We start from the raw sequence: 14,387 nt of genomic DNA, 5'->3' as shown, positions 1-14,387 counted from the left end.
TCGTTCTTTTCACGCCTGCGTTTTTGGCCGCGCAGTTTGCAAGGTCAGGTCCTGTGCGCGATCGCGCTTGCCCTGCTGGTGGCGCAGACGATCTCGGCCGTGCTGATTTGGCGTGAACAGAGCCATCGGCGCGAATCTTCGCTGGTAAGTTCGGCCGCTTTCCGTTTGCTCGGGCCATCGCCCGAACGCCGCCGGGAGCGTGATCGCGACAATGAGGACCGGACGAGCGGACGCTTCAAGCTTACCCAGAGTGACCAATCCCCTCGACGCGCGGACGAGGTTCGGCTCGGGCATGTCGAGCGCGAACTGGCCGAAATTCTCGGTGCGCAAGGCTTCGATGCTGCCGAAGTGGTTGTGTTTGAGCGTAATCCTTTGAATGACCCTGTCAGCATCCGCTTTATACAGCGCCATCGCCGTGAATTAGCAGTATTTTCAAACCAGCCGATGCCGCGCCTGATTGTCGCTGCGGTTCGCCAAAACTCTGGCCAGTGGCTTTCCACCCGCGTGCTCAGCGAGCGCGGCGGCATAATGGTTCTGGCCCCTCTCGTTGGGCAGACGATCGTGCTCTACCTCGTTCTGGTAGGCGCAATGGCCCTGCTCGTGCAGCGCATCGCCCGCCCGCTCAAAGCGCTCACCCACCGCGTTGAGGACTTTGCCGGGAACCGCAAGCTGGGCGGGCAATTGGAGCCGGATGGTCCTGAGGATATCCAGCGCCTGATCACCGCGCACAATGCCATGGAAGCCCGCATCGCGGCGATGCTGGATGAAAAAGACGTGATGCTGGGTGCCATCGGCCACGATCTGAAAACACCTTTGGCGGCGCTGCGCGTGCGGATCGAAGCGGTTGACGATGATGTTGAACGCGGGCGCATGGCTGCCACGATTGAAGACATCAACCGCTCGCTTGACGATATTCTCTCGCTTGCGCGCGTAGGCCGCCCGTCAGATCCGATTGAGCCGAACGAGATTGCCGCTTTGGTAGCCGATGTCATCGGCGAATTCGAAGACATGGGCGAAGCGGTCGAGCTGGGTGAAACCGATCGCATCGTGCTGCTGATCCGCGCCACATGGCTGCGCCGCGCTTTGCGCAATCTGGTGTCCAACGCACTGCGTTATGGCCAGCGCGCGCGCATTTCTCTAGCGCGCGAAGGCCATATGGCTGTGTTGCGGATAGAGGATGATGGCCCTGGCATTCCCGAGGGCGATATTGCGCGGATGATGGAGCCGTTTACCCGGCTTGAGGCCTCACGCAATAGTGGCACCGGCGGCACCGGCCTTGGCCTCACGTTGGCGCGCGCCATTGCCGATCAACACGGCGGCACGTTGGCGCTGGTCAACCGGCCCGGTGTGAATGGCGAGATTGCAGGGCTTACCGCGATTATACGCTTGCCCATTGGTTAAGCTTAAAGTCATCGTCCATCGTCTTGAATATGCCATATTGGGCAAGACCCGCTCGCGCGTTTCCTTAAAAAGATTCGCAGAGCACGGGGCGGGGCGTTAGGGCTGCAACATATAATTGCGCCGGGGAGTTAGATTTCAAATGCATGCCATTTCCTTTGTTTCGGCGATTGCGCTTTCGGTCGCGGGCCTTGCGGCCCCGGTTACAGCCCAGCAAATCCCGGGAAATCCGTCGGCAGCCGCCGGTGTGCACACCGATCTGCCGCGCGTTGCGCACCCCTTGCATTACACAATCGCAATCACGCCCGACGCTGCAAACCTGACTTTCGCCGGCACATCTTCGGTCGATTTGGAAGTAACCGAAGCGACGCCGTTCCTAACGCTGCACGCGCTTGACCTCAAGATTTCATCGGCCACGCTCACCCCCGCAGGCGGCAATGCCACGCCGGTGACCGTAACCATGGATAGCGCCAGCCAGACGGCAAAGTTTGCCGCAGCCCAGCCGCTGCCCCCCGGCAAGTACCGGCTCGAAACAGTCTATACCGGCGTGATCTATACCCAGCCTTACGGCATGTTCGCGCTCGATTACCCTGACAAGATCACCGGCAAGGACGTGCGCGGGCTGTTCACGCAATTCGAAGCACCCGACGCGCGCCGCTTTGCCCCGATGTTTGACGAGCCGATTTACAAGGCAGCCTTCGATCTTTCGGCGGTTGTCCCCGCCACCCAGATGGCGATCAGCAACATGCCGGTGGCCAAAGAGGAGAGCCTCGACAAAGGCCTGAAGCGCGTCACTTTTGGCACCAGCCCGAAGATGTCGTCGTATCTCCTGTTCTTCGGACTTGGCGATTGGGAAAGGATGGCCAAGGCAGCCGCCCCCGGCGTGCAGGCGGGCATCGTCTCACCCAAAGGCAGCGGCGAACAGGCGCGTTATGCGCTGGACGAATTGGCCCCGCTCATCCCGTTCTACGCCGATTATTTCGGCCAGCCTTATCCCCTGCCAAAGCTCGACAATGTGGCGGCACCGGGCCAATCGCAGTTCTTTTCGGCGATGGAAAACTGGGGCGCAATCCTGACGTTCGAGCGGATCTTGCTGAATGATCCGGCGATCACCAGTGCGGCGGCGCGGCGGAACCTTGTTTCTACACAAGCGCATGAAGTGGCACACCAGTGGTTTGGCAATCTGGTGACGATGGCATGGTGGGAAGACCTGTGGCTGAACGAAGGCTTCGCCAGTTGGATGGAAACCAAGACCACCGCCCATTTCCACCCCGATTGGTTCCCGCTGCTTGACCGCGTGGACGGGCGCGAAACCGCGATGGGTCTTGATGGCTTCAAGACCACGCACCCGATTGTGCAAGACATCAAGACCGTGGAAGAGACCAATCAGGCCTTCGATGCGATCACCTATCAAAAGGGTGAAGCGGTGATCGCGATGCTGGAGGCCTTTGCCGGTGAAAGCGTTTGGCGCGATGGGCTGCGTGCCTATATGCGCGATCACAAATTTGCCAACACGCGTTCGAAAGACTTGTGGCAAGCCGTTGAAAAGGCCGGTGCTCCCGGCCTGACCGCTATTGCGGCAGATTTTACCACGAAGCCCGGCATCCCGCTGGTCAAAGTAGACCGTCTGACCTGCAAGAAGGGTGTCTCGACCCTCACCTTGACGCAAAGCGAATTCAGCGTCGACCGCAAGGACGAAGTGGCTGCAAAGCCCACGATGTGGAAAGTGCCGCTGCTGGTTTCCGCAGGTGGCGAACCAGTACGCGCGATCCTTGATGGTAGCCTGAATGGCGGCAGGAGCACGGTTACCGTGAAGGGCTGTGGCCCTGTCGTGATCAATGCGGGGCAATTGGGCTATTACCGCTCGCTATACACACCAAAAATGCTGGGCGCGCTGAAGGCGGCGATGCCCAAGCTGCAACCGGTCGATCAGATCGGCCTGTTGCAAGACAATCTGGCACTGGCCAGCAGCGGCTATCAGCCATACGGACCTGCATTCGATCTGCTGGCAGCGGTTCCGGGGAGCGGCAATCCGGTTGTCGCCGCCAGTGCGTTCGGGCGCTATGTGGGAGCTTGGCGCGCATTGGAAGCCGATCCGGCTGCAAGGCAGAAGCTCGCGGCCAAAGTGACCGCCAATTATAAGCCACGCCTGATCGCGCTCGGATTTGAGCCTGTGACCAGCGAAACCCTGCCCGATGCCGATCTGCGATCAACGCTGATCAGCGGCTTTGGCGCGATGGGCGATGCCGATGTGGTGGCGCAAGCCCGCAGCCGCTTTGCCGCGCTGGTCAACAACCCCAAAGCGATGGACGGCCCTCTGAAAACCACGTGGCTGGGCATCGTTGCACGCAATGCCACCAAAGCCGATTGGGATGCGATCCTGAAGATGGCGGGCGCATCGAACAGCCAGGTAGAGCGCCAGTTCCTTTACACGCTGCTGGGCCGTGCAGCCGATCCGGCGCTGGCCAAAACCGCACGTGATCTGGCGTTGGCCGATGCGCCGGGCAAAACTACCAGTGCCGCGATGATTGTGGCATCTGCAGCGCTGTTCCCTGAAGCGACTTATGATTTTGCCATCGCCAACCGCGCGCGAATTGAAGAACTGGTCGATGCACAAAGCCGCGTGACCTTCATCGCCAGCCTTGCCAGCGGTGCAACCGACCCGGCGATGATTGCCAAGCTGCAAGAGTTCAAGGCCAGCCTTCCGGCAGATGCCGCACGCCCGGTCGATCAGGTCATCGGCGGCCTGTCCGAAAAGGCCAAGGCACGGCCAATGTTCGTGAGGGGGCTGACAGGCTGGCTGGCGACGGCACGGAAATAGGCAGACGCATCTTTTGCGAACAGCATAGATGCTACGCTACCTCTCGTTCATCTTTCCTTCGTCATTCCCGCCTTCGCGAGACCTCTGCGAAAAGCGTCATGCGTGAGGATGAAGTGCGTGTTGAGGGGTGACAGCACTGGGTTTGCGAATGTTTGGACTGGCCCATGGGCTTGATGGACGTGTAATCGGTTGATTTGGTTGATCGTTCAGCCTGCTGCTCTGCGCAGATTATAGGCGATGGCGGCGAGATCGGCGTGGAGGCGGCATCGTTCAAGTCCGCGATAGCGCATTCGGATGAAGCCGTGTGGTCCGCACTTGATCTCACTGAAGGTGCGTTCGACAGCGGTGCGGACTTTACCATGTAGCCCGCAGCATCGAGCTGGCGCGACACTTCGGCAAACAGCGCATCGCCCAGACCCGGCAGGCAAAAACGCTTCGGCAAATCCACCCGGCATGAAACCCTCCTCGCTCTCACAAAAAGAATCACAATTGTGCGCCCGCGTCAGCTACTTTCGCAGAGGTCTCGCTCTACGGGACATACCATCACCCGGGTCAATTCTCAGCGGAAATCTACAGACATGGTCATCCTCGACAATCTCTCCAGCCACAAAAGCGAGAAAGCTGCCGCGATCCTGAAGGCGCGCGGGGCGTGGTTCCTCTACCTGCCACCCTAGAGCCCGGACCTCAATCCCATCGAAATGGCCTTCGCCAAGCTGAAAGCGCACCTGCGAAAGGCAAAAGCCCGCACAGTCGATTCCCAGTGGAAGGCCGTCGGATCAATCTGCGAACGCTAGGTGGTGTTTACATGCAGAGGCAACATTTTATTGCGGCGACGAAATTGACGAAGCCAGCGTAGTTTCTTGCCAGTTTGTCGTATCTTGTTGCGATGCGTCCGAAGTGCTTGATCTTGCTGAAGAAGCGTTCGATCAGGTTACGGTCCTTGTAGATAATCGCGCCGAATGTGCGCCGTTTGGCGGTGATGGTCCAGGCTGGGACGACGGGCTTTGCACCGCTGGCAGCGATAGCGTCCATGGCACGTCGGCCGTCGTAGCCTTTGTCTGCCAGCACATGTCCGGCTCTCAGCCCGTGGAGAAGCGTCTCTATCTGCGTGATATCGTTACGCTCGCCGCCGGTCAGAATGAAGCGTACCGGATTGCCCAATGCATCGGTGGCGGCTTGAACCTTGGTGCTCAAGCCGCCTTTTGATCGTCCCAGCGCGTGATCTTCAAACCGATCTTCGAATCAATCGCTTTTTTTGGGCCACCAGCACTTTGCTGATGGGCGCGCACGATGGTGCGGTCGACGAGGATGTATTCGAAGTCCGCATCATCGTTCAACGCCTTGAAAAAATTCTCCCAAACACCGCTACGGCACCATCGGTTGAAGCGCTGATACACGGTGTGCCAACGGCCAAACTCGTTCTGCAGCACTCGCCAACGCGCTCCCGACCGGGCCAACCAAAGGATCGCCTCCACAAATAGTCGATTGTCTCGCCCGGTCCGCCCAGGGTCGGTCGCCTTGCCCGGCAAATGCGGCGCTATCCGCTCCCAAACCGCGTCACTCAGTTCCTGTCGATCTATCCATGCTGACCTCCATCCAGCCAGAAACTTGGAACAGAATTTCATTGCTTTGGGAATCCTGAATGTAAACACTACCTAACATCCAGACGAATGCTGGAACTATCTCAGCGCAGCAGGGTACCTTGCAGATTAAACGCACGATGCTCTAGTAACGCTGGCCCCAGCGCATGCCGAAGAACTGGGGACGGATGGTGAAGGTACGAGCCGATTCAGAGCAGAACGTGATCGAGCAGAAGGTGTTGCGCGTAAGCTCGCCACGTTTGTCGAAAGCGTTCTGGAGGAAGACATCAAGCGTCCAGTTTTTCTTCTTGATACCTGCCGAGAAGTCAAAGCTGACAAAGCCTGCCGTGTTCCCGTAAAGGTTGTTGTTGAACACGTTGAGGTCTTGCGTTGCGCTGGTTTGATAAAGCGCTGCACCTTGCACATAGGCGTCCATGTCACCCATTTGGGTGTCATAACGGATTGACGACGTTCCTTTGAACTTGGGCTGGCGTGGCAAGCGGGTACCATCGGCAGCCGCAACCTGCGGGGTGGGCGGTGAAGAACCCGCTACGGTCTGGCCAGCGGCACACGTTGGAAGCTGCGCAATAGAGAGGGAAGCAGGATCAAACGCAAAGTTGCAGAAGTCCCCCTTCAACTTGGCATCGTTGTAAGCGCCGCTAGTTGAGAAAGTGAACTCTCCAAGCTTGAGATCAGCATCGAATTCAACACCATAGACGCGGGCCTTACCAGCGTTGCCGGTCATGCCTGCGCCTTGCGCGCCAGAAACAACCACTGAGTACTGGATGTTATTCCAGTCTTCCATGTAAACCGCAGCGTTGAAACGGAACATATTGTTCCATGTGCCTTTGAAGCCCAATTCGTAGTTGGTCAGCGTTTCAGACTGGAACGGCGGAACCGTGGCGATACCGATATTGCGAATGCGCAGAGGACGGTTGAAGCCACCGGGACGGAAACCGGTTGAGTAGTTGGCGTAGAGCATCTTCGACGGGTCGAACTGCCAGTTCAGCGCAACCTTATGGGTTTGCCCCTCTTCCTTATAACGGCCTGTCTGATCGGCGACCGCAAAGTTTGTGTTCAAACACGTAAGCCGCGTCCCGGCTGGTAACGGGACCGGGCACCCCCTCGCACCGGTTGGCACAAACGTCGAGGTAACGGCATTGCGCGCCGAACCTGCAACACCGGCGAAACCGACAATGTCAAATTCGGTCCAGAAGTAGCGGATGCCTCCTGTCAACTTCAGTTCGGGCGTTATGTTATAATGCCCTTCAGCGAAAATCGCATAGTCTGACCAGTTGTTGTTGTTCTGGGTCATGTAGAATGCGTCACGCTGAACCGCAGGCGTTCCCAGAATCATCGTACCGCCCGCGGTGGTTGGCACGCCAAACCCGGCAGGATTGGTATCACCGCCGCCTGAACGCGTATAGCCGACGATCTTGTCCAGACCATGGATCGAATAGTCGTTGTTCGCTTCGTTGTTCTGGCGATGATAGAAGCCACCCAGGGTGACATCGAACGGCCAAGATTTGGGCGTCGAGATGCGCAATTCTTGTGTAAACTTCTTCTGTTTGTTCAAATTGCGGAAGAACTGTGTGGGATTGATCAGGCTGGTGCATTTCAGTGCCGCGCCAGCACCCGTGCAGCCGTTCTGGTCAAAGAACTGGAGATAGTTTTCGTACCCAGCACCGAACTTGTCGTAAGTGACGGTGTAGTAGGTATAATCGTTGCGCAGCCTGACCTCGCGCTGATAGTAGCCCGTTGCAGAAACGATATCCCAATCGCCGATGTGACCATTGATGGTCAGTGCAGCCTGATAGAACTGGTCGTTCTGTTCGGTGATATCGTAATCATGCACGGCCAAATCGCCAACATCGGGATCAAAACCGAAGTAGCCAGCGGCGATCTGCTTCTGCGCAGTGATCTGCGGCATGATCGACCAGCCATCAGCGGGTTCCCACAGCACTTGCAAACGACCGCCGTATTGCTCGATCGTGTTGTAATCGTCTTGCGCAATATCACCATTGTCGAGCAGGAATTTTGTGTTCGGGTTGTTGTCACCCAGTGTCAGCAAGGCTGGTGAGCCATCGGCAAACTTGCCGTTGTTGGGCAGGTTGTCGATATAACCGCCATCCTTGCGGTAGAAAGCCATCGCGCGGACCGCCAGCGTGCTGGAGATTGGCGCGTTGATGAAGGTCTGGTAATTGCCGCCGAAATCGCCCTCGCCGTACTTGTTAACTTCGGCATCCCAACCGAATTCGAACGTATCAAGCTTTGGCTTGTTCGAGATAAAACGGATCGTACCGGCCAATGAACCTGCGCCATAGAGCGTACCCTGTGGACCCGATAGTGCTTCGATACGCTCAACGTCATAAACGTAAATATCAGGGAGCGCGGTGCCGGTGATCGGAATATCGTCGATATAGTATCCGACCGATTCACGCGCGCCGCCAGCTGGCACAATACCGCGGAAGAACGGCGTGTTACGGCCCGGGCCGATGCCTGCAAAAGTGACTGACGGCAGCATTGCTGCGAAATCGGTGAGGCCGCGGATCTGGCGCTGCGCGAGCACTTCGGTGCTCAGCGCCTGCATCGAAATCGGCACTTTCTGGATCGAAGTAGCATCGCGCGTGGCGGTGACGATGATTTCGCCAAGGCCACCGCTTTGGTCTTCGGCCTGATCGGCGGCTGGCGCCGGTGCTTCCTGCGGTTCGGCTGCATAAGCCGTCATTGGCAGAACCAGCGTGGAAAGGATCGTGCTTACGCCCAGTGCCCTCATGGCCCGTGATTTGAACCCGGTCTTCTTGTTCATTCGATTAACCCCCTTATGCTGAAACGCAGGTCTTCCGCACCTTCATCACACCTGCTCCGTGGTCTCCGACATGGAGGCTCTGTTGCGTTGCAACATGAGCTTACTTGCTACTTCAGCGGCCAAATTCCGCGAGGCAAACATCTCCACCGGGCAAAAGGCATATGCGCCCTCAGCCCCCGCCACGCTCGACGCGGCAAGATCAGTTTCGGTGTTTTACCCCGGCACAAAGCGCGTTTTTTTGCAGTTCCCTGACGCTTGTCCGGGATTGATAATGCTGCACGGCAACATGGAGTCAACTTCCTTTTTGGAAGGACTCATACGCAATTACGGCACATTGCAGTCGAAGGCGGCATCGCGCATCTTAGCAAAGGCGGTAGTGTCTCGGTGATGATTTGGCGTTATTGGCGGGTTTCGCGCACCAGTGACCAGTCATAGCCCAGTTCTTCCACACGGCGGCGCAGCAGGGTTTTCAAGGCATCTGAGGGCTTGGGATCGCGCGAAAGGACCCAGAGGTAGCGCCCGGACGGTTCACCCACGATGGACCATTGATAATCCTCGGCATGGTCCATCACCCAGTAATCCCCATAGAACGGCCCGAAGAACGAGACCTTGAGTTTGGCACCGGAGGCGGCATCGACCACTTTGGCTTTGCCGGTTACTGTTGTCACAGCGCCGTCCACCGCGCCTTTATGGCAGGTGTTCAGCACGCGGATCGAGCCATCGGCATTGCGCGAATAATCGGCAGACACCGCCTCGCAATCCCTCTGGAACGCCGCGTCATAACGGTAAAGTTCATACCAGCGGCCAAGATAGCGCTCGATCAGAACGGACTTGGCCGGCTGCGGCACCTTGGGATTGCCAACCGGCGGCTTGGAAAGGACCGTGCACGCTGAAAGACCTGCGGCCATGCAGATCAGCAGGGCAGTCTTGCGTGATTGGGGTGTCATCGTGGTTCTGTCCGATCGCGTAAAACAAAGGCTTATCACGTAAGAAGCAATGGCACGACTATTCTCGGTCATGTCAGGTGAACCGACCGTGGCTACATCTGCCCAGCCCATCACCCTTGTGCATTATCCATAGCACCATTTGGCCCGATACGCAGCCCTACACGGCCATTCGCGCCCGCCAAGCTATTGTGTTTGTGATTTTTTGTGTAGCTCCCGGCCCTATAGCAGGTGCCATGCAAGGCGCTGGAATTCGAGGCGCATTACCTATGAACAGCACGTCTTTGAAGGCTGTTTTGGCAGCGGCAACGACTGCGGGCTGCCTATGCTGTGCAACCACGCCCGCCTGTGCCGACACCACGCCCGAAGGCGATATCATCGTTACCGGTACCCGCACGAGCAACCTGCGCGCCGAGGACAGCCTTTCTCCTGTCCAAATCCTTGGCGCTGCAATGCTCAGGCGCGATGGCAGCGGGGCACTGATCAATACGCTGGCCAACGCCTTGCCTTCGCTGAATGTTCAGGCCGTGGGCTTTGACCTTGCCAACGAGACACTGTCGGTGCGGATGCGCGGCCTTTCGCCCAATCACACGCTGGTGCTGATCAATGGCAAGCGGCTCCATGGCACGGCCAACCTTGCGGTGCTGGCAGGGCCGTTTCAGGGCGGCGCAGCGCCAGACCTCAATTTCGTGCCGCTGACATCGGTCCGCCGGATCGAAGTACTCCAGGACGGAGCGGCGGCGCAGTACGGATCGGACGCAATTGCCGGCGTGCTGAACATTATCCTCAGTTCCGAGGCTTCGGGCGCGAATGCAACGCTTACCCATGGCGGCTATTACCGGGGGGATGGCATTACTACCGAAGGCACGGCCAACTTCGGCTTGCCGCTGGGCACATCGGGCTATGTCAATATCACTGGTTCTATCCGCGATCATGGCTTCAGCAATGCCGGTGGCCCCGACCAGCGCGTGGAACGCGCGATCACATCGGGCGAATATCCCGAGTACCGGGAACTTGCAGGCTATCCGCTAGTCACCAAAGTCTTCGGTGACGCGCGCGCTCGCACCTACCTTGCCACGATCAATGCCGGTGTGCGGCTGGCGGGTGAGGGCGAGGCCTATGCTTTTGGAACTTATGGCAACAAAAAATCGGGCGGTTGGGCTAACTTCCGCCTGCCAACCAAGCTGCCAGCGCTCTACCCTGATGGCTTTTCGCCAATCGACTGGGTGATATCCGACGATCTGAGCATCACCTCAGGGTTGCGCACGAAGGTCGGCGATTGGTCGCTGGATTTCAGCTCGACATATGGCATCAATCACAACCGGGTAGAAGTGACCCGATCCGCCAATGCCGATCTTTTCGCCGATACCGGCTCAACGCCGTTCGATTTCTACAATGGCAATCTCGATAACAGTCAGTGGACGATCAACTTTGACGCGCACCGGTCGCTCTCCATCGGCCTGCCAACCCCGACAACGCTAGCGTTTGGTGCCGAATACCGCCGCGAGACTTATGCCATCACCGCTGGCGATCCGGCATCGCGGTACAAGGCGGGTTCGCAATCGTTTCCCGGTTTTTCACTCACCGATGCCGGATCAACCCGCCGCACCGTCAAGGCCGCCTATGCAGACCTTGTCTTTGCTCCGCTCGCCATGCTCCAGCTTGATTTCGCGGCACGCTTTGAGGACTACAGCGACTTTGGCGATGCGCTGGTGGGCAAGGTGAGTGGCAGGCTGGAGATCAGTCCGGCGCTGGCATTCAGAAGCACTTACAGCACCGGCTTTCGCGCACCGACCCTTGCCGAACAGCGCTATTCTGCAACCAACGTCCAGCCCAATTCGGCATTTGTCCAGTTGCCCCCCAATTCCTCCGCCGCCCGCCTGATCGGGATTGATCCGCTGATGCCGGAGAAATCGACGAACCTCAATTTCGGCATCGTGGCCAAGCCCGCAGCGGCTATAAGCCTCTCACTTGATCTCTATCAGATCAACATTCGGGACCGTGTGGTGGGCAGCGGCACGCTTTATGGCACTTATGCCGGAAGCCTGCGCTCGGCGGCGGTCAACGCGGCGATCGTCGCCAACGGCAATACGCTCGAAGCCGTGCCGTTCTCTGGCGTGAACATCTTTTCGAACGGCATCGACACCCTCGCACGCGGCATCGACCTCGTTCTGGGCGTCCGCACGCCTTTGGGCAAGGGCCTGTTCGACTGGTCGTTGGCGGCCAATTACAACCACGTCGAAGTCACCCGCATTCGCAACGCGCCCTCACAGCTTGCGGTATCGGGGCAACAGCTTTTCGATCTGGTAGCGATCTCGAACCTCGAAACCGCCTCGCCACGCCTGAAGATGGTTCTGGCCACGAACTTTACCGCAGGCCCGCTGATGATCGCTTTGCGGAACACGGTTTACGGCCAATCATCGCGCTATGCCGATCCTGGTGACGGGCGCTACTACATTGACCGAACCGGTGCGAAAGTCATAACCGACCTGACCATAAGCTACCAGCTTGCCCGAGGTCTGACGTTCAGTGCCGGTGCAAACAACCTGTTCAACGTATTTCCTGACCGGGTCGATGCCCAAGGCCTTGCTGCAAGCGCAGCCGCCGGAAACCCCGCCGTAGAAATCTACCCGAGCTTCTCGCCGTTCGGTATCAACGGCGGCTACTACTTTGGCAGGGTCAGCCTAGATTTCTGATCTCTGCGCCACCCACAGCCGGTGCCGATGCCGATGCCGGATCGGGGAGGAAGTTGATCGTGGAAACCGCAACAGTTATTGATTATATAATGATAAAAATAATTTTTGTGGAAATCGTGCCTTCAGCCAAATATTGCAAGGAAGCAAATGCAAATGGTTCGATCTCTAACTTGTGCGTGCTTCTTGAGCGCCTTCATAGCTGGCGCCGCTATCGCCAATTCGCTGTCGGCAGGACCTGCATACCTTAATGAAACCCACGCTGACGGGGCGAGTTGCGTTTTCTGGTTGAAGGAAGATGATAATCAAGCCTCACCGCGCAAGGTCATCGAAACAGATTTCCAGACGTACTGGATCAATATTGGTGGCAAAGATCAAGGCTTTGCCGATACAAGCCCCTCACCAATCATGAACATTCTCGAAACCCCGGCCGGCAACTACCGGCTTTTGGAGGGTAACCCATTGGATCGCGAATGCGAAGAATGTACGGTCCGAGACTATAAGCTTTTTATAAACTACACAGCAGGAAACCAATCCTCCACCGATCTTGTTGGATTGTGCGGATCGTGATCTCTGGTCATAAAATGGACCATAGCGATGAATATTGGGATCTATGTTTTAAGGATCAGCAAATAGTCCCTAGTTTTTCAAAGGCCGACCGAAAAAGACGTTGGGTGATATCAGGTTGATGTGATTCAGTCGTAGTTGCGAGACTTAGACGGAGTTGCACATCTGGACCGCCACCACCCGGCGGCGGCATGCCAGAGCGGGACTGCTTTTGCCAAGCGATCTGACCAACGCCGAGTGGCCAATTTTGGAGCTTCTACTGCCGCCGCGTTTGAAGTTGGGTCGCCAAAAATTCACCTCGAGAATCGTAAGAATCTGTATTAAAATATCTTTTGTGATTCAGCCTCTCAGCCCACAAATGCCCGTTCAAGAACATAAGTTCCAGGATGCGAATGTGCGCCTTCTACAAAGCCTAGATTTTCGAGCAGCGCACCAGTCTCCTTAATCATTCCCATACTTCCACAAAGCATTACGCGATCTGTTTGGGGATCGAGCGGATAATCTCCGGACTCGATACGTGTGGTTATGCGACGATTTTCGTGGATCCAAGTCGGACATTTCGTGACGGATTGATCATAAACAAGCTTCTGTTTTGCTTCGTCAGCAATAAGAGGGTCGTTCATCATCCGGCTTTCCAGCATATCGCGATATGCCAAATCCTCGATTAGTCGCACCGTATGCTGGACCGTGATTTGTTCAAAACGTTCATAAACGTCAGGATCGCGAATGATGGACATCCAAGGAGCCAGTCCAGTACCTGTGCCAATGAGGTGAAGCCTTTTTCCGGGCAACAAGGCATCGAGTGTGAGGGTTCCCGTGGGCTTTGAACCTAACAAGATCTCGTCGCCCGGTGTGATCTTGTACAACTGGCTGGTCAACGGACCATCCGGGACGATGATGCTCAGAAACTCGAGCCTGTCATCCCATGTGGCTGACACAATTGAATATGCACGAACCAATGGCTTGCCATTTATCATCAGGCCGAGCATCACAAATTGGCCACTGACAAAGCGGAATGACGCAGGACGCGAGACTGAAAAAGAAAATAAGCCCGCATTCCACTGATGCGTGGTCAAAACCTTAACAGTCGCAAACGCCATGTCATTTTCCTAATTCAAACAAACGCTTGGGTCATCAACAAGCTACAATTGGAATGACTTCATACCTTGGTCGAAACCACAAGCCTGTCAATTACGGCCTTAAGACCGCCTGTCCGTTGTCAAACGTTTGGCGCCACTCACGGTGTAAACTAGCCGGTTGGGAGCTTCTTCTGGACAGCGCTATTAAGCTGCGAGCTCGTGGTGATGCAAGCGCCGATTTTCGCTGGTTTGTGGCTTGATCCTTTGGTGATGCGTGATCATTTCAGTACCCTTGCCGAAGTAAGCGTCGGCAAGGGTAATGTTGACACAGCTTTCATAGCGTCGTCGGCGCCTGTCATGCTCGATGAAAGAAGCGATCTAGAAGTTTGGTCCCGGGGATTGATGGTGCATTATCCATGCAGGAATGGAAGGATGCGCTGTGGGCCAAGTTTTGCACGGGCGCGCCAGCACGACAGCGGCAATCCGTCGAGCAATA

At 56.9% G+C, this 14,387-nt stretch carries 10 protein-coding genes and 2 pseudogenes; 7 read left to right on the top strand and 5 right to left on the bottom strand.

The window, feature by feature from the left end:
• Positions 1-36: 36 nt before the first annotated feature.
• Together IP81_RS00060 and IP81_RS00055 are read left to right on the top strand one after the other, a co-directional pair.
• Positions 37-1,401, top strand: a complete 1,365-nt coding sequence (locus IP81_RS00060; RefSeq protein WP_231626176.1) for a HAMP domain-containing sensor histidine kinase — start codon at positions 37-39, stop codon at positions 1,399-1,401.
• Positions 1,402-1,540: 139 nt separating this feature from the next.
• Positions 1,541-4,219, top strand: a complete 2,679-nt coding sequence (locus IP81_RS00055) for a M1 family metallopeptidase (RefSeq protein ID WP_054105934.1) — start codon at positions 1,541-1,543, stop codon at positions 4,217-4,219.
• Positions 4,220-4,425: 206 nt separating this feature from the next.
• On the opposite strand, the gene IP81_RS21600 is transcribed toward IP81_RS00055, so the two are convergent.
• A complete protein-coding gene (locus IP81_RS21600; RefSeq protein WP_082355825.1) occupies positions 4,426-4,674 on the bottom strand; it encodes a transposase in 249 nt (82 codons plus the stop codon).
• Between the two features lie 111 nt (positions 4,675-4,785).
• Here IP81_RS21600 and IP81_RS21185 point away from each other — a divergent pair.
• A pseudogene (locus tag IP81_RS21185) lies at positions 4,786-5,013 on the top strand (transposase); the annotation flags it as partial.
• Between the two features lie 7 nt (positions 5,014-5,020).
• Here IP81_RS21185 and IP81_RS19470 read toward each other — a convergent pair.
• From IP81_RS19470 to IP81_RS00025, 3 genes are all read right to left on the bottom strand, one after another.
• Positions 5,021-5,799 (bottom strand): IS5 family transposase gene (locus IP81_RS19470; RefSeq protein ID WP_157573023.1). Its coding sequence is split into 2 segments (ribosomal slippage): positions 5,021-5,442 and positions 5,442-5,799, totalling 780 coding nucleotides; the frame shifts between segments, so codons are not numbered across the junction.
• Positions 5,800-5,944: 145 nt separating this feature from the next.
• Positions 5,945-8,575, bottom strand: a complete 2,631-nt coding sequence (locus IP81_RS00035; protein ID WP_054106062.1) for a TonB-dependent receptor — start codon at positions 8,573-8,575, stop codon at positions 5,945-5,947.
• A 431-nt stretch (positions 8,576-9,006) separates the two neighbouring features.
• Entirely contained in the window at positions 9,007-9,555 is a 549-nt protein-coding gene (locus IP81_RS00025) for a lipocalin family protein (protein ID WP_054105931.1), read from the bottom strand.
• 266 nt (positions 9,556-9,821) lie between these two features.
• Between IP81_RS00025 and IP81_RS00020 the strand changes: the two genes are divergently transcribed.
• The 3 genes and pseudogenes from IP81_RS00020 to IP81_RS21180 all read left to right on the top strand — a co-directional run.
• Positions 9,822-12,248: a TonB-dependent siderophore receptor gene (locus tag IP81_RS00020; protein WP_054105930.1), complete on the top strand. Its 2,427-nt coding sequence runs from the start codon at positions 9,822-9,824 to the stop codon at positions 12,246-12,248.
• A gap of 183 nt (positions 12,249-12,431) precedes the next feature.
• A complete protein-coding gene (locus IP81_RS00015; RefSeq protein WP_054105929.1) occupies positions 12,432-12,815 on the top strand; it encodes a hypothetical protein in 384 nt (127 codons plus the stop codon).
• Between the two features lie 160 nt (positions 12,816-12,975).
• Positions 12,976-13,104, top strand: a pseudogene (locus IP81_RS21180) (IS5/IS1182 family transposase); the annotation flags it as partial.
• Positions 13,105-13,159: 55 nt separating this feature from the next.
• Here IP81_RS21180 and IP81_RS00010 read toward each other — a convergent pair.
• Positions 13,160-13,912: a ferredoxin--NADP reductase gene (locus IP81_RS00010; protein ID WP_054105928.1), complete on the bottom strand. Its 753-nt coding sequence runs from the start codon at positions 13,910-13,912 to the stop codon at positions 13,160-13,162.
• Positions 13,913-14,113: 201 nt separating this feature from the next.
• On the opposite strand from IP81_RS00010, the gene IP81_RS21175 reads away from it, so the two are divergent.
• Positions 14,114-14,387: hypothetical protein (locus IP81_RS21175; RefSeq protein WP_231626173.1), on the top strand; the 274-nt coding region annotated here is incomplete at its 3' end.

The sequence above is a fragment of the Novosphingobium sp. AAP83 genome (assembly GCF_001295795.1).
In the GTDB taxonomy this organism is placed as follows: domain Bacteria; phylum Pseudomonadota; class Alphaproteobacteria; order Sphingomonadales; family Sphingomonadaceae; genus Novosphingobium.
Note: the sequence above shows the minus strand (reverse complement) of the source record. Positions and strands in the feature narration are given on the sequence as shown.